This is a genomic window from Epilithonimonas tenax DSM 16811 (assembly GCF_000428485.1).
Taxonomy (GTDB): domain Bacteria; phylum Bacteroidota; class Bacteroidia; order Flavobacteriales; family Weeksellaceae; genus Epilithonimonas; species Epilithonimonas tenax.
This window is the reverse complement of sequence record NZ_AUAA01000012.1, coordinates 45,602-61,314: the sequence shown is the minus strand read 5'-3', so window position 1 is coordinate 61,314 and position 15,713 is coordinate 45,602. Positions and strand designations below refer to the sequence as shown.

The window sequence follows — 15,713 nt, the reverse complement described above, 5'->3', positions numbered from 1 at the left end:
AATTTTAAAATTAAAGTACTTCAGGAGCTAATGAAATAACCTTCATATATTCTTTGTCTCTCAACTCACGGGCAACCGGTCCGAAAACACGTGTTCCTCTCATCTCTCCTCCAGCGTTTAGCAAAACACAAGCATTGTCTTCAAATTTGATGTATGAACCATCTTTTCTTCTAACTGCTTTTTTAGTTCTTACTACTACCGCTTTAGATACTTGACCTTTTTTTGCGTTTCCTGATGGTGTAGAATCTTTGATAGTCACTACAATTTTATCACCAACAGAAGCATATCTTCTTCTAGTACCACCTAGAACTCTGATCACTAGTACTTCTTTAGCACCTGTGTTATCAGCAACTTTTAATCTTGATTCGGTTTGTAACATTATTTAGCTTTTTCTATGATTCTTACTAATCTCCATCTTTTGCTTTTACTCAAAGGTCTAGTTTCAGTAATTAAAACTGTATCGCCCTCTGTGCACTCGTTGTTCTCATCGTGTGCAGTGTATTTTTTCGTTTTCAAAACGAATTTACCGTACATTGGATGCTTTACTCTCGTAGTTTCACTAACAACAATAGTCTTCTCCATTTTATTGCTGGAAACTATTCCGATTCTTTCTTTTCTTAAATTTCTGTCCATTGTAAAAAGGAATTATTGTTTGTTAGTTAACTCTGTGTTAAGTCTTGCGATTGATTTTCTCAAATCTCTGATTAAGATTGGATTTTCAAGTGGACTGATTTTATGAGCTATCTTCGTTTTTGCGTAGTTAGCTTTAGCTTCAGCCAATTGGTTTTGTAAATCCTCTTTGCTTAAATTTTTGATGTCAGCGTTTTTCATTTTAATAGAGATTATAGAGGTTTAACAAAATCATTAGCAACTACGAACTTGGTAACGATTGGTAGCTTTTGAGCAGCAAGTCTAAGCGCTTCTTTTGCTACTTCGTAAGGTACACCTCCAACTTCGAACATAATTTTACCAGGTTTCACTACGGCTACCCAATATTCTACAGCACCTTTACCTTTACCCATCCTTACTTCGGCTGGTTTTTTAGTAATAGGCTTGTCTGGGAATATTTTGATCCATAACTGACCCTCTCTTTTCATATATCTTGTCGCAGCGATACGAGCTGCTTCAATTTGTCTTGCAGTAATCCAAGCTCCTTCAGTAGCTTTGATCCCGAAAGTTCCGTAAGCGAGTTGATTCCCTCTTTGGGCAATCCCCTTCATCTTCATCTTGTGAACTCTACGGAATTTGGTTCTTTTTGGTTGTAACATAATTTTAAATTTTAGATTTTAGAATTTAGATTTTAAAAAAGTAACGGTCATTTAAAAACTGGCCTCTAAAATTTTATTAATTATTTCTTCTTGGTTTTCTGTCGCCTCCTCTGTTGTCTCTGTCTCCGCCTCTGTCATTTCTGTCATTACGTCCTCCAGATGGAGCTTTTTTCTGTTGTCCTACAAGTGGAGTCAGGTCTCTTTTACCGTACACTTCTCCTTTCATAATCCAAACTTTTACGCCTAGTTTACCATACTGAGTCAATGCTTCACCGATGTGATAATCGATATCTGCACGAAAAGTAGACAAAGGAATTCTTCCGTCTTTGAAGTTTTCAGAACGTGCCATTTCAGCGCCGTTTAGTCTTCCAGATATTTGAACTTTGATACCTTCAGCACCCATTCTCATTGTAGAAGCGATTGCCATTTTCACAGCTCTTCTGTAAGAGATACGGTTTTCAATTTGCTTAGCTATGCTGTCAGCAACAAGTACTGCATCTAGCTCAGGTCTTTTGATCTCGAAGATATTGATTTGGATATCTTTTCCAGTCAATTTTTTCAACTCTTCTTTTAGTTTGTCAACTTCTTGTCCTCCTTTTCCGATGATCAATCCCGGTCTAGCAGTTGTGATAGTTACAGTTACTAATTTAAGTGTTCTCTCAATATATATTTTTGAAATACCACCTTTAGCTAATCTTGCTTCAAGGTATCTTCTGATTTTGTAATCTTCAGCGATTCTGTCACCGTAGTTTTTACCACCAAACCAGTTAGAATCCCATCCTCTGATGATACCTAATCTGTTACCGATTGGATTTGTCTTCTGTCCCATACCTTGAATTAATTTTTAGTACCTAAGATTAATGTAATGTGGTTAGATCTCTTTCTGATTCTGTAACCTCTACCTTGTGGTGCTGGTCTTAGTCTCTTCAATTGTCTTGCGCTATCCACAAATATTTCTTTTACGATAAGGTTAGCTTCCTCTATGTCTGCGCCTTCGTTTTTTAACTGCCAGTTTGCAATTGCAGAAAGTAATACTTTTTCCAATTTCTCAGAAGCACCTTTCTTAGAATATTTTAGAATAGACAAAGCTTTTTCTACCTCTACTCCTCTAATGATATCAGCAACTAATCTCATTTTTCTTGGAGAAGACGGGCAGTCGTTGTGTAACGCTTTTGCCACATCTTGGTTTGCTATTTTACGTGCTAATGCACTTTCTCTTTTTCTTGATCCCATGATTATCTACCTCCTTTATTTTTGTTACCACCGTGACCTCTGAAAGATCTTGTCGGAGAAAATTCGCCTAGCTTGTGTCCTACCATGTTTTCTGTAACATAAACTGGGATAAAGGATTTCCCGTTGTGTACTGCGATAGTCTGACCTACGAAGTCTGGAGAGATCATAGACGCTCTAGACCAAGTTTTGATTACAGTCTTTTTATTAGACTCTATATTTGCCTGAACCTTTTTATCTAAAGTATGATGAATAAATGGTCCTTTTTTAAGTGATCTTGCCATAATTATTTACGTTTAGATATGATATGACGGTTAGACGCTTTGTTTTTCTTTCTAGTTTTGTAACCTTTAGCTGGCATACCGTTTCTAGATCTTGGGTGACCTCCAGAAGAACGTCCTTCACCACCTCCCATTGGGTGATCTACAGGGTTCATTACTACTGGTCTTGTTCTAGGTCTTCTTCCTAACCATCTGCTTCTACCAGCCTTACCTGATACAGTCAACTGATGGTCTGAGTTAGAAACAGATCCAACCATTGCATAACACTCAGTAAGGATCATTCTTGATTCTCCTGAAGGCAATTTAACGATGGCGTATTTACCGTCTCTTGAAGTTAATTGAGCGGATGATCCAGCACTTCTAGCAAGAGTAGCACCTTGTCCTGGTTTCAGTTCGATACAAGAAATCACAGTTCCCAGAGGAATACTTTTCAGTTTCATCGCATTACCTACGTTAGGTTCTACGTTTTCTCCTGAGATGATTTTTTGATCTACTTTGATTCCGTTTGGAGCGATGATATATCTTTTCTCTCCGTCTGCATACTCCACCAAAGCGATGAAAGCAGTTCTATTTGGATCATATTCTACAGTTTTTACCGTTGCTTCAACATCATGTTTGTTTCTTTTGAAGTCGATAATTCTGTATTTCTTTTTGTGTCCACCGCCGGTGTAACGCATGGTCATTTTACCAGTTTGGTTACGTCCACCTGACTTACTAATACCAACAGTTAGAGATTTCTCTGGTTTGTTGGTAGTAATTTCCTCAAAGTTGTTTACAACTCTGAATCTCTGTCCCGGGGTGATAGGTTTTAATTTTCTAACAGACATTACTCTTATTTATAAATTAATTAATTAGTTGCGAAAATATCAATAACTTCTCCAGCCGCTAATGTTACAACAGCTTTTTTCAATTTATTGGTTTTCCCAACTTGAAGTCCTTGTTTAGTGTTTTTAGTAGAAACTTTAGGCGCATAAATCATCGTTCTAACGTCTGCTACTTTTACACCATAGTGTGCTTCTATTGCACCTTTGATCTGGATCTTATTTGCTTTTGGAGCAACTAAGAAAGAATAAGCACCTCTCAACTCTGTAAGATAGTTTGCTTTTTCTGAAATGATTGGTTTAATAATAAGTGACATGATTTATTTCTTTAAGTTTTCCTGAAATTTTTCTACTGCATCTTCCAAGAAGATAATCTCACCTGCGTTGATCAAATCATAAGAAGAAATCTCGTTATAATTCAACACTTTCGTTTTAGGTAAGTTTCTTGAAGATAAATATACATTCTTGTTAGACTCAGGAAGTACGAATAATGATTTTTTACCTGTAAGAGTCAAAGCATCCAACAATGTGATGAATTCTTTTGTCCTAGGTGCATCAAAACTGAAATTCTCCAATACTCTAACGCTGTTATCTTTCAATTTTTGAGAAAGTACAGATTTTTTAGCTAATCTTTTCAAAGATTTGTTCAATTTGAAACGGTAGTCTCTTGGTTTTGGACCAAAAACTCTAGCTCCACCTTTGAAAGTTGGCGACTTGATATCACCATATCTAGCAGATCCAGAACCTTTTTGCTTCTTAAGCTTTCTGGTAGAACCTGTGATTTCGCTTCTTTCTTTTGATTTATGAGTACCTTGACGCTGAGCAGCAAGATATTGTTTCACTTCTAAGTAAACCGCGTGCTGATTTGGCTCAATTCCGAAAACTGTTTCGTCAAGAGTTACTTTTCTTCCGGTTTCTTTTCCTGATGTATTTAATACTACTAGTTCCATTTTCTGATAATTACATAAGAATTTTTCGCTCCCGGAATAGCACCTTTTACTACTAAAAGATTTTGTTCCTCATCTACTTTTAACACCTGAAGGTTTTGAACAGTCACCTGCTTACCTCCCATTCTACCTGCCATTCTCATCCCCTTGAATACTCTAGATGGATCCGAACCCGCACCGATAGAACCTGGAGCTCTAAGTCTGTTGTGCTGTCCGTGAGTAGCCTGCATTACACCTCCAAATCCGTGTCTTTTAACAACACCTTGGAAACCTTTACCTTTAGAAGTACCTGTTACATCTACGAATTCTCCTTCGCCGAATAATTTCACAGTTACATCTACTCCTACTGTTACTTGGTCTACGAATTCTCTATAGAATTCTACCAACTTAGCTTTAGGAGTTGAACCAGCCTTCTTAAAGTGGCCAGCTAACGCTTTACCAACGTTCTTCTCACTCTTGTCATCGAAACCTAACTGAACAGCTTTATAACCGTCCTTTTCAATGGTTCTGACCTGTAAAACCGAGCATGGACCTGCTTGAATAACGGTACAAGGCATGTTTTTGCCGTTCTCGTCAAACAGAGATGTCATCCCGATTTTTTTTCCAATAATACCTGACATTATTTATATATATCTATTATATTAAAACTTTCATTTTAGCGCTGTTCGTCATATTCTATGTCTGAAATAGGCATACTCTTTCCCTAAAATGAGTGTGCAAATGTAAGAATATTTTTTATATTGACAAATAAATATTCGGAAATTATTTGATAATTTGTGAGTTACGTGATTTTGGGAAATTATTCCTTTTAAAAATAAAATATAATTTGCAGATTTATAATTGTTCATTTTTTTCCTGATACTTATTTCGGCGTTGTGTACTGCAGACTGCAGAAAATAACACTTGTGCCTATCTTCACCCTCTTGAACAATTCTGCGCCCTAAACAATATATTGATAAAGTTGGCCCATCTCCTTCTCCATAAAAGCATCTATATCCACTGTCTGCTAGCAAGTCTGTTTCCTCACTTTGATCAACTCATTAAACTTCAGCTCAACCGCATTCCCATCTATGTTCTGAGACTTTTGGATGCAGAAACAATCAAAATAGTAATGATAACAACAGGCATTAATCACAACCCGTAAGGTTTCCGAATAGTAGAAAAAACCAAAACAGTGATCGCCCACAGCATAACAATTAATAAAACTCCTGAGATGAGGAAGCTCACTTGGTAAAGTAGCAGTATTTCCGAATCTTCCAAACCACTTTTTATGACTCAATTTTTTATTCAAATTTACATTTTCAGCTGATCGAAGATTGGATTTTATTTTCTGAAAATTATTTTTCCGTTGTTATTTAAATCCTTAATATTATAAATCCTTAATAACACATTTCTATGAAACGACTTTTGAAGCTCCTGGTTTGTATTTTAATATGCAACAGCTGCTCTAAAAACGACATTGACAATGACTTTGGTTTTTACTTTTGGCGGTCAAAATTAAATTTAAATAAAAACGAACAGCAGACTCTAGTTAAAAGCAAAGTTCCCAATCTTTACACTCGATTTTTTGATATTGTAAAACAGAACAATCAATTTCTGGAAGTCGGTGTAATTTCTATTGATAACAATTTTTCTGTTGACAAACAGATCGTCCCAGTCATTTTCATCACCAATGAAACCTGGATTGGTATTAAACCTAATGAGATCAAATTTTTGGCAACTCAGATCAATAATCATATCAATAGAATCCAATCAAATCACAAACTCAATCTTGAAAATGAAATCCAAATTGACAGTGACTGGACAGCTTCTACAAAAGACGATTATTTCAGATTTCTGATCCTACTCAAAAAGATTTCGAAGAAAAATATCACCTGCACGTTACGGCTTCATCAAGTAAAAGATAGATCACAGACGGGAGTTCCACCCGTTGAGAAGATGTACCTGATGTGTTATGCCACTTTTTCCCCATTGGAAAATCAGAATAAGAATTCAATCCTGGATGTGAAGACTATGAAATCCTATTTGAAACAATTAGATACTTATCCTGTAAAACTAGACGTGGCGCTGCCAATCTATTCTTGGGGAATCGTGACCAATCACGTGGGGAAGAGAAAACTGATCAATGCATTAACGGCAGAAGAATTGAGGCAGAATAAAAACTTTAAGACAATCAACTATAATACGTTTGAAGTTCTGAAGGACGATTTCTATCACTCGCAGTATCTTAACAAAGGTTTTAAAATAAAAATCGAGGAAATCCCTGAAGAAGATCTCGTGGAAAGTATTAAATTCATCAACGAAAAATTAGATTACAAGCCGATCCTTATATATTATCATTTGGACGATAGATTTACAAAAAACTACAAAACACTTTTACAATGAAAAAACTTTTTTTGACCGCCGCATTATTTTTAGGTTTCCAGCAAAGCTCCAAAGCCTGTAGCTGGTATGATCCGGATTATGACTATTTCAACTTGTTTGCTCAAGAAATGATTCACAACAAAACGTATGAACCTTTTCTACTGACCTACAGCAGTCATTTCTACGGTTATGATTACGATGGCAGGATAGAAAAAAACATTCCCGATGAAAACATCGAATCTTGGGTGAAATACTTCGACAATAAACTCACTTACGAAGAAACCAATGCATTGGTGACAAAAGTAGACATCAAGCATCTGAACAGCCTAAAGAAAGGACAACTCACACATCCGCTCTTTCAAAAACTTGGGAAAGGATTTTATGCGAAATACCAGGAAGCAGTGGATTATCTAATCCAAGCCAAATATATGGAACCTTATATGAGGATTAATTATATTGAAAATACAGACGCCTACTATTACAGAGACGAAAAAACGGCTGACAAAAATGCGACCCAGCTGAATTACACCAAAACAAATGCAGCCCTAATTTCACTTTACAAAGCAGCTACCAACCCTGATATTAAACTGAGATACGCCTATCAGCTGGTTCGCTTCAACCATTATTCCAGAAAATACCAGCCGGCCATAGATGCTTTCCAAACTTATGTGGAACCTCTAAAGCTGAAAAACCATATGTACTATTATGCGCTAGACCAAAAAGCTGGCGCAGAACGCGGACTAAAACTTTTTGATAAAGCAAATTGGGACTTTTTCCAGGTTTTTAAAAACACCAAAAACAAAAAAGAAAGTGCCTACAACTCTATGTTTCTGGCAACAGATAAGGACTTTAATAAAATCCTCACACAGGCCAAAACACCGGAAGATAAGAATATGGCGTACTTTCTCTTAGCCTACAACTCCTTCAACAATCCGGTTCCGATAATGAATAAAATGATCGAGAACAACACAGAATCAGACATCCTGAAAGTCCTCACCGTGCGAGCCATCAATCAGTTGGAAAGAAACTATCTGGTGGTAAACCCTTATTGCAATGACGAAAAATGCGACCATTTCCGAAACAAGAGACTGCCTCTCTATGCACCAGACAATTACCAAGAGCAAACCAAAGATTTTGCGAAAGACCTGGAAACCACTATCATTCTTGCCAAAAACAAAAAAGGTGCAGACGAATTCTGGCAGCTTTGCGAAGCCTACATCAAATTCCTAAACACGGATTATAAAGAAAGCCAAAAGATTTTATCTCAAATAAAAACAACGGATAGAGAATATCTCGCAGAAATCGAGAAATTTAAAATGCTGAATGAGATTGTTTCCCAACCTACGATCACTCCCGAGTTTGAAAATGTATTAATGAAAAAGTACGCCTCGGTTTTTGAGCAAAAAGGAGATAATAGAAACTGGACTTATCAGCCTTCGACGAAAGATTTTGTGATGGACATTCTGGCCAACCGATACTTCCTGGAAAAGCAGGATGCCAAATCATTCCTCGTTAACAACAGCCTATCTGCCCTGCAGTACAACCCGAATTCTGATCTCGTAAGAAAAGTAGAAGAATTCTATAAAAAAGCCAACAAAACAGCTTTTGAAAATTACCTCGTGAAGAAAATGGAAGACATTACCGACCCAGAATCTTTCTTCAACGTCATCTATGGTGACCGGGCTATGCGATTGGCAGATTTCAAAAAAGCGAAAGAGTACTATCAGAAAGCCAAAAACTACAAAGGCATCCCCAGAATGTTGGGCGACTGGAAAGATGATGGCAAGACTTATGTTGAAAAACCTATGACTTTTGAAAATGGTGTCTATAATGGTTTTAATAATATTTCGTCGTTAGTTTTCGGTTACAATGTCTGGGAAAGTTTCCAAAGCAAGCCTCAGGAATCTATGAAAGCAGAAGGACTTTTTAACTTCCCATTCATCAAAAACAAAATGAATAAGGTAGAACTGGCAGAAGCAATGATACAGCTGGAGAATACCGGCAAAGGCAATGATGACAAAGCCAGACTGGCCAATCAGCTTCTTGGGAATCTCTTGTACAATACTTCGTTCTTAGGCTATTACCGTGAGATCTTTGTAATGGATGTTGATAACAGCAATGGTCCGAAATTCCAGTTTGGGAACGAGCTGCAGTCGCCATTTTATTTGTATTACAAAAACTTCTCGAGCAGAAGTTATGTAGAACCAGACAACTTTGATTTGGCAATCAAGTATTACAAAAAAGCGCTGTCCTTATCAAAAGACAAAGAAAACCAAGCCAGAATCCTCTTCCAGATGGCGAGTGCCGAACAAGGTAAATATTACCAGTGGGAAGCCAACAATCCGCTGAACGTAAAATATGACGATCCTAACTATGAAGCAAAATCCAAACAAAACGAGTTTTTTGCCAACAAGACCAAGAATGAAAAATTCCGAAGCTCTTTTGCTGAGCTGAAAGCCAACTACGGACAAACCGACACCTATAAGAATCTCCAAAGCAGCTGTCTGTATTTTGGATATTATACGAATAAGTAATTTTAGTTTTCACTTCAATACAAAAGCCGCTTCAGTTGTTGAGGCGGCTTTTGGTTTTGATGACTTTATACAGATTAAAACATACTACGGTCATTCCGTAGTAATCTCAACCCAAATGCACTCATGGCAGCAAGACATTTACTTTTTAATTTTCGTACATCATCTAAAGTAAATCCCGCTGATGTGAACCTCTGGCTCGTATCTTTTTTAAATTGTAAGCACGAGCGGACCGGTCTCGCCAGCGAAGGGCAAAAAATTTCGAAAATTTCAAATTATCTAAGAGCACACAACAGACTTTTTTTAGCATTAAAAAAATGATTGCCTTAAAATCGCAGCCCTAAAAAAAGCCGCTTCAGAAATTCTGAAACGGCTCTTGGTTTTAAATAAATTTAGAACTATTATTCTTTTACAAATTTAGTTTTTACAACAGTTCCTTTGTCATCTACATTTAAGAAATAAACGCCTTTTGCTAACTTATTAACTGTTACTTTTCCAGTTCCAAGATTACCTTTGGAAACCAATTGGCCTGCTGCACTGAAGATCTCGTAGTTTGAGTTCAGAGTGACGTTAGAAACATTCAGGACATCTTTTACCGGATTCGGGAAAATCTGAATTGCTTTGGTACCGTGCACATCAGACACTGCTAATGATCCAACCGTAGCAGCTTTTACAGCATAGAAAACATTTCCGATTGCAGATACTCTGATGTGTCCGCTTTTACCGGCTAATGCTACAGGAACAGCGACACTTGCGGTCCCGCTATTAGCAACAGAAGCTGCCAAAGTAGTCCACGTTGCTCCGCTGTCTGACGTGAAATCGATTTTAACATTTGCTACATTATAGGGAGAAGCGGTTGTTCCGGAAGGCACCCAAGTCACTGTAGAATTGGTACCTGCAGATAAAGATGTTGTGCTTACAGTAAATGCTGCCGCCGATCCTACAACAATAGTCTGCGTAGTGTAAGCGGTCTGCGCTTGTCCTGCTGCTTTGTTATCTCTTACTGTTACTCTGAATTTGGTGGTTCTTGCAACAGTAGAAGCCGCTTCAAAATCTGCGGTATTTTTCACAACACCACTAAGCACTGTGGATAATTTTGGAAAATATCTTGTGGGGTTTGTTGTTGGAGCATAAGAACGGTAAGTGGCTCCTGAAGTTGTATTACCTAGTGCAGATGCTCCATCACCAGTTCCTGATGCCATCCCGATTCCGTTTGCAATGTTGCTGGAATCCATTTCCTCCCAACAATAAGTCAACGCATCACCGTCCGGATCTGTAGCTATTGCAGTCAATACAAACGCTGTACTTTTAGGGACCGTGTAATTGGTTGCTGTCATAGCAGTCACAACAGGCGGATTATTAGAAATATTGGTTTCCACATCTACTGTTTTGGAAGCCAGATTGGCCTGTATCTGATCTATGCTCGCACTGTGGAAGTAAGGATCTGAATGTGCCTGAACATCTGTATTAGCACCTGTAATGCCGGCATAGCCCATAATCGTGGATCCAGAACCTGGTTCAACATTCACACCAGTTCCTTCATTATAACTATACGTATGGTTGTCTCCTAACTGATGCCCCAACTCATGCGCTACATAATCAATATCAAAAGCATCTCCGCTAGGCGCACCAGTTCCTGGTGAAGTAATACCGCTACCTTTGTAATTGTCTGGAGAGTTGTAAGAATATCCACAATCGCTGTAGGTCGTAAATGCTACATCATTGCTACCAATACAGCCAATGCAACCTGCATTACCTCCTCCGCCGCTTCTACCGAACAGGTGTCCGATATCATAATCTGCATCTGTAATGCCATAATTGCCTCCGTGCAACACATTCATCAACTCATAGTTCCATTTACACATCTGAGATGCTGCACTGTAAGGATCTGTAGAAGCGTTGGTAAAAATGAGATTGGGCGCATTGACAACGTTCAGGTGTAGGTTGAACTCCTGCTCAAAAACACCGTTCACTCTTGTCATGGTTGCGTTGATCTGTGCAAGCGCTCCAGCAACACCGCCGAAATAAGCACCATATTCTCCGGTAACAGACATCGCCAATCTAAGCGTATGGAACTTTTTGTTTCCTGCTTTGTCTGCACTTGCGTTCTTTCCTAATTGATGCAGTCTTTCTACAGAAGCAAACTCTTCTTTTGTGGTACAAGTAAAAGCACCATCTCTACTGGTCTTACCATGTACAGAATAGTAGGCTTTGTTATCTGTTGCTGGCTCAATAAATTCATATTTACCATTGCTGATTACCATAGATTGGAAGTCATTGGGCGCTACACTAAATCTCACATATTTTGTAGGATCATCTATCCCAACCCCAACATAAGAACCTAGCTGATATTGCTTAGCTAGCGCTTCATCCATCACGGGAAAGCTGCTAACGGCGAATCTTTCAATTTTTCCATCTATTGTAGGCATCGCTACGGTGACAGTTCCAGCTGCATTTGCAATTTTATCAGCAGCCAACAATTGGCCGCGGATAGCGTTGATATCTAACTTGTAATAGACAGAATTATCACTTTTTTTGGTGACTTTTACATTAGGTATCGACTTAATCCATTGTGCATTCGTCAATGATAGTCCACCTAAAAATAGTAAAATAGTTAATCTTTTATTCATATTTTTAATTTAAGGCGACAAATGTAGTATTTTATCACAAACAATACATTGTTTTATGAAAAATATTATAAAACTAACAACCGGATAAAATCTATCTACCAGACATGCACTTTTGATTAATTTACCTGATCAGTTTTCAAGTTTTGTTAAGGCCTTTCATACTATTCAAAAAAAATCCGCTCTCTTTCGAGAACGGATTTAGTATAGTTGCAAAGTGTAAAGCTAATTGCTATTAGCTTATAGCCAAAAGGCTCAATTATCACACTTTAATTTCTACGTCTACACCTGAAGGAAGTTCTAATTTCATTAGAGCATCAACAGTTTTAGAAGAAGAAGAGTAGATATCCATCAATCTCTTGTGAGCTGATAATTGGAACTGCTCTCTTGCTTTCTTGTTTACGTGCGGAGATCTTAGTACTGTAAAGATTCTCTTATTCGTTGGCAATGGAATTGGTCCGTTTACAACAGCACCAGTAGCCTTTACCGTTTTTACGATTTTCTCAGCAGACTTGTCTACCAAGTTGTAATCGTAAGATTTTAGTTTTATTCTGATTCTTTGTGACATTTCTTTGATTTAAAAAATTAACCTTTTGCTTTAGCAATGATATCTTCAGCAACGTTTTGAGGAGTAGCCTGGTACTTCTCTAATTCCATAGAAGAGGTAGCTCTTCCTGATGAAAGTGTTCTTAGAGTCGTAACATATCCGAACATTTCAGATAATGGAACTGAACCTTTGATAACAACGGCACCGTTCTTTTCTTCTTGTCCACTGATAGTACCTCTTCTCTTGTTAAGGTCACCAATGATGTTACCCATATATTCTTCCGGAGTTACAACCTCCAATTTCATAATAGGCTCCATAATTACTGGCTTAGCAGCACGTCCCGCTTCTTTAAATCCTAATTTTGCAGCTAATTCAAAAGAAAGTGCATCAGAATCCACCGCGTGGAAAGATCCGTCTTTAAGAGTTACTTTAATACCTTCAACTTCGAAACCAGCCAAAGGACCGTTTTTCATTGCAGCTTTAAAGCCTTTTTCAATAGCAGGAACAAATTCTCTAGGAACGTTACCACCTTTGATTTCATTAACGAATTCTAAACCAATTTTACCTTCGTCAGCAGGTCCTAATTCAAATACGATATCCGCAAATTTACCTTTACCACCAGATTGTTTTTTGTAAACTTCTCTGTGCTGAGCAACTTTTGTAAGATTTTCTTTGTATTCTACCTGAGGCTGACCTTGGTTTACTTCAACTTTGAATTCTCTTCTCATACGGTCAACAATGATATCCAAGTGAAGCTCACCCATACCAGAAATGATCGTTTGTCCAGAAGCCTCATCAGTTCTCACTGTGAAAGTAGGATCTTCTTCAGCCAATTTAGCCAGAGCGTTACCCATTTTATCCTGGTCAGCTTTAGTTTTAGGCTCAACAGCGATACCAATTACCGGATCTGGGAAAACCATCGATTCTAGAACGATTGGGTTTTTCTCGTCACACATAGTATCACCAGTTTTGATCGATTTGAAACCTACCGCTGCACCAATATCTCCTGCTTCAATATATTCTACAGGATTTTGCTTGTTAGCGTGCATCTGATAGATTCTTGAGATTCTTTCTTTATCACCTGAACGGGTGTTCAAGATATAAGAACCTGCATCTAGTCTTCCAGAGTAAGCTCTGAAGAATGCCAATCTTCCTACGAAAGGATCGGTAGCAATCTTAAATGCCAAAGCCGCGAAAGGCTCATTAACGTCTGGTTTTCTGAAAATTTCAGCATCGGTTCTTGGGTCTGTACCTTTGATATCATCTTTATCCAATGGAGAAGGCAAGTATTTACATACTGCATCCAACATGAACTGTACGCCTTTATTTTTGAATGAAGAACCACAAGTCATTGGGATAATAGAAAGATCGATAGTCGCTTTTCTTAGCGCTTCGTTGATTTCGTCTTCTGAGATAGAATCTGGATCTTCGAAGAATTTCTCCATCAAAGTATCATCGTAGTCAGCAACAGCTTCAACTAATTTCTCTCTGTATTCCAAAACTTCAGCCTTCATGTCTTCAGGAATTGGCACTACTTCGAAAGTAGCTCCTTGTCCTGCTTCATCCCAGATGATTGCTCTGTTTTTGATCAAGTCAACAACGCCTTTGAAATCTTCTTCAGCACCAATTGGTAAAACGATTGGAACGGCATTAGATCCTAACATTGTCTTAACCTGGTTTACCACGTTAAGGAAGTCAGCACCTTGACGGTCCATTTTGTTTACGAATCCCATTCTCGCTACTTTATAGTTGTCAGCAAGTCTCCAGTTTGTTTCAGACTGAGGCTCTACTCCATCTACTGCAGAGAAAAGGAATACCAAACCATCTAATACCCTCAAAGATCTGTTTACTTCTACTGTGAAGTCAACGTGTCCCGGTGTATCGATGATGTTGAAGTGGTAAGGTTTTGTGTCAGGAAGAACTTTACCTTGGTCTGTTGGGAAATTCCAAGAACAAGTAGTTGCAGCAGAAGTAATGGTGATACCTCTTTCTGCTTCCTGCTCCATCCAGTCCATTGTAGAAGCACCATCGTGAACCTCACCAATTTTGTGATTTACTCCAGTATAGAATAAAATCCTTTCTGTAGTGGTAGTTTTACCAGCATCAATGTGCGCAGCAATACCAATATTTCTTGTAAATTTAAGATCTCTACTCATTTCTAATTAGAATTTGAAGTGTGAGAAAGCTTTGTTAGCTTCCGCCATTTTGTGAGTATCAGATTTTTTCTTGTATGCAGCACCTTCTTCTCTAGAAGCCGCTACAACTTCGTTAGCCAATTTCAAAGCCATTGACTTATCATTTCTCTTTTTAGAGTAAAGGATTAACCATTTCATTGCCATAGAAATTTTTCTATCTGCTCTGATTGGCATAGGAATCTGAAAGTTTGCTCCACCTACTCTTCTAGAACGTACTTCTACGTGAGGCATAACGTTAGTTAATGCATCTTTCCAGATTTCAAGGGCTGTCTTTTCAGTTTCGCCTTTTTTTGCTTCTACAAGGTCTAATGCGTCATAGAATATTTTGAATGCGATAGATTTTTTACCATCTAGCATCAAGTTGTTTACAAATCTAGTTACCAATTGATCATTAAACTTTGGATCTGGTAACAACGGTCTTTTTTTCGCTTTTGTCTTTCTCATTGTTTCTGTACCTTATTTAATGATTATTTTTTCTTTCCTTTTGCTGGTGCAGCTGCAGCTTGACCTGGTTTTGGTCTCTTAGCTCCATACTTAGATCGTCTTTGAGTTCTACCACTTACACCTGCAGTGTCCAGTGCTCCTCTTACGATATGATAACGTACTCCCGGTAGGTCTTTCACCCTTCCGCCGCGTACCAATACTATCGAGTGCTCTTGAAGATTATGTCCTTCGCCCGGGATGTAGGCGTTGATCTCTTTACCGTTTGAAAGTCTTACCCTTGCAACTTTTCTAAGTGCAGAGTTAGGTTTCTTAGGAGTGGTAGTATATACTCTCGTACATACACCTCGTCTTTGTGGACAAGAATCAAGGGCAGCCGATTTACTCTTCTTGGTGAGTGCGACTCTTCCTTTTCTAACTAATTGTTGAATAGTAGGCATTTAATTGCTTTTTATTTTAGG

General features: G+C 38.1%; 19 protein-coding genes. 2 read left to right on the top strand and 17 right to left on the bottom strand.

The genetic code is table 11. The annotated features are described in order from the left end of the window. Positions 1-10 precede the first annotated feature (10 nt). From rplN to F564_RS20190, 12 genes are all read right to left on the bottom strand, one after another. The gene (gene rplN / locus F564_RS0107990) at positions 11-379 is read right to left on the bottom strand and encodes a 50S ribosomal protein L14 (RefSeq protein WP_028122174.1); all 369 of its coding nucleotides are present in this window, start codon (positions 377-379) and stop codon (positions 11-13) included. Then, the gene (gene rpsQ, locus F564_RS0107985) at positions 379-633 is read right to left on the bottom strand and encodes a 30S ribosomal protein S17 (RefSeq protein WP_015806738.1); all 255 of its coding nucleotides are present in this window, start codon (positions 631-633) and stop codon (positions 379-381) included. The genes rplN and rpsQ overlap by 1 nt, the downstream gene beginning before the upstream one ends. A gap of 12 nt (positions 634-645) precedes the next feature. Then, positions 646-831 carry a 50S ribosomal protein L29 gene (gene rpmC / locus F564_RS0107980; protein WP_028122173.1) on the bottom strand — a complete coding sequence of 62 codons (186 nt, stop codon included), beginning with the start codon at positions 829-831 and terminating at the stop codon, positions 646-648. An 11-nt stretch (positions 832-842) separates the two neighbouring features. After that, positions 843-1,268: a 50S ribosomal protein L16 gene (rplP, locus tag F564_RS0107975; RefSeq protein WP_028122172.1), complete on the bottom strand. Its 426-nt coding sequence runs from the start codon at positions 1,266-1,268 to the stop codon at positions 843-845. A gap of 76 nt (positions 1,269-1,344) precedes the next feature. Beyond that, positions 1,345-2,097 carry a 30S ribosomal protein S3 gene (gene rpsC, locus F564_RS0107970; protein WP_028122171.1) on the bottom strand — a complete coding sequence of 251 codons (753 nt, stop codon included), beginning with the start codon at positions 2,095-2,097 and terminating at the stop codon, positions 1,345-1,347. Between the two features lie 8 nt (positions 2,098-2,105). Further along, a complete protein-coding gene (gene rplV, locus F564_RS0107965; RefSeq protein WP_028122170.1) occupies positions 2,106-2,501 on the bottom strand; it encodes a 50S ribosomal protein L22 in 396 nt (131 codons plus the stop codon). Positions 2,502-2,503: 2 nt separating this feature from the next. After that, positions 2,504-2,782 carry a 30S ribosomal protein S19 gene (gene rpsS, locus F564_RS0107960; RefSeq protein ID WP_028122169.1) on the bottom strand — a complete coding sequence of 93 codons (279 nt, stop codon included), beginning with the start codon at positions 2,780-2,782 and terminating at the stop codon, positions 2,504-2,506. Between the two features lie 2 nt (positions 2,783-2,784). Then, complete coding sequence (rplB, locus tag F564_RS0107955) at positions 2,785-3,606, bottom strand: 50S ribosomal protein L2 (protein ID WP_028122168.1); 822 nt, start codon at positions 3,604-3,606, stop codon at positions 2,785-2,787. A 20-nt stretch (positions 3,607-3,626) separates the two neighbouring features. After that, positions 3,627-3,917 (bottom strand): 50S ribosomal protein L23, encoded by a 291-nt coding sequence (gene rplW, locus F564_RS0107950; protein WP_028122167.1) that lies wholly within the window; start codon positions 3,915-3,917, stop codon positions 3,627-3,629. 3 nt (positions 3,918-3,920) lie between these two features. Then, positions 3,921-4,550, bottom strand: a complete 630-nt coding sequence (gene rplD, locus F564_RS0107945) for a 50S ribosomal protein L4 (RefSeq protein WP_028122166.1) — start codon at positions 4,548-4,550, stop codon at positions 3,921-3,923. Continuing rightward, complete coding sequence (rplC, locus tag F564_RS0107940) at positions 4,541-5,167, bottom strand: 50S ribosomal protein L3 (RefSeq protein ID WP_028122165.1); 627 nt, start codon at positions 5,165-5,167, stop codon at positions 4,541-4,543. The genes rplD and rplC overlap by 10 nt, the downstream gene beginning before the upstream one ends. A gap of 386 nt (positions 5,168-5,553) precedes the next feature. Further along, the gene (locus F564_RS20190) at positions 5,554-5,826 is read right to left on the bottom strand and encodes a low affinity iron permease family protein (RefSeq protein ID WP_161625934.1); all 273 of its coding nucleotides are present in this window, start codon (positions 5,824-5,826) and stop codon (positions 5,554-5,556) included. 116 nt (positions 5,827-5,942) lie between these two features. Between F564_RS20190 and F564_RS0107935 the strand changes: the two genes are divergently transcribed. Further along, complete coding sequence (locus F564_RS0107935) at positions 5,943-6,932, top strand: hypothetical protein (RefSeq protein WP_051259608.1); 990 nt, start codon at positions 5,943-5,945, stop codon at positions 6,930-6,932. Continuing rightward, positions 6,929-9,445: a hypothetical protein gene (locus F564_RS0107930; RefSeq protein ID WP_028122163.1), complete on the top strand. Its 2,517-nt coding sequence runs from the start codon at positions 6,929-6,931 to the stop codon at positions 9,443-9,445. Before F564_RS0107935 ends, F564_RS0107930 begins: the two co-directional genes overlap by 4 nt. Positions 9,446-9,843: 398 nt before the next feature. On the opposite strand, the gene F564_RS18930 is transcribed toward F564_RS0107930, so the two are convergent. The 5 genes from F564_RS18930 to rpsL all read right to left on the bottom strand — a co-directional run bounded on the left by F564_RS18930 (position 9,844) and on the right by rpsL (position 15,692). Further along, on the bottom strand, positions 9,844-12,072 hold the full coding sequence (locus F564_RS18930) for a zinc-dependent metalloprotease (protein ID WP_051259607.1): 2,229 nt from the start codon (positions 12,070-12,072) through the stop codon (positions 9,844-9,846). 259 nt (positions 12,073-12,331) lie between these two features. Further along, positions 12,332-12,637: a 30S ribosomal protein S10 gene (gene rpsJ, locus F564_RS0107920; protein WP_002661363.1), complete on the bottom strand. Its 306-nt coding sequence runs from the start codon at positions 12,635-12,637 to the stop codon at positions 12,332-12,334. A 17-nt stretch (positions 12,638-12,654) separates the two neighbouring features. After that, positions 12,655-14,772 carry an elongation factor G gene (fusA, locus tag F564_RS0107915; RefSeq protein WP_028122162.1) on the bottom strand — a complete coding sequence of 706 codons (2,118 nt, stop codon included), beginning with the start codon at positions 14,770-14,772 and terminating at the stop codon, positions 12,655-12,657. A gap of 6 nt (positions 14,773-14,778) precedes the next feature. Next, positions 14,779-15,255 carry a 30S ribosomal protein S7 gene (gene rpsG / locus F564_RS0107910; RefSeq protein ID WP_028122161.1) on the bottom strand — a complete coding sequence of 159 codons (477 nt, stop codon included), beginning with the start codon at positions 15,253-15,255 and terminating at the stop codon, positions 14,779-14,781. A gap of 23 nt (positions 15,256-15,278) precedes the next feature. After that, positions 15,279-15,692 (bottom strand): 30S ribosomal protein S12, encoded by a 414-nt coding sequence (rpsL, locus tag F564_RS0107905; protein WP_028122160.1) that lies wholly within the window; start codon positions 15,690-15,692, stop codon positions 15,279-15,281. Positions 15,693-15,713: the final 21 nt, after the last annotated feature.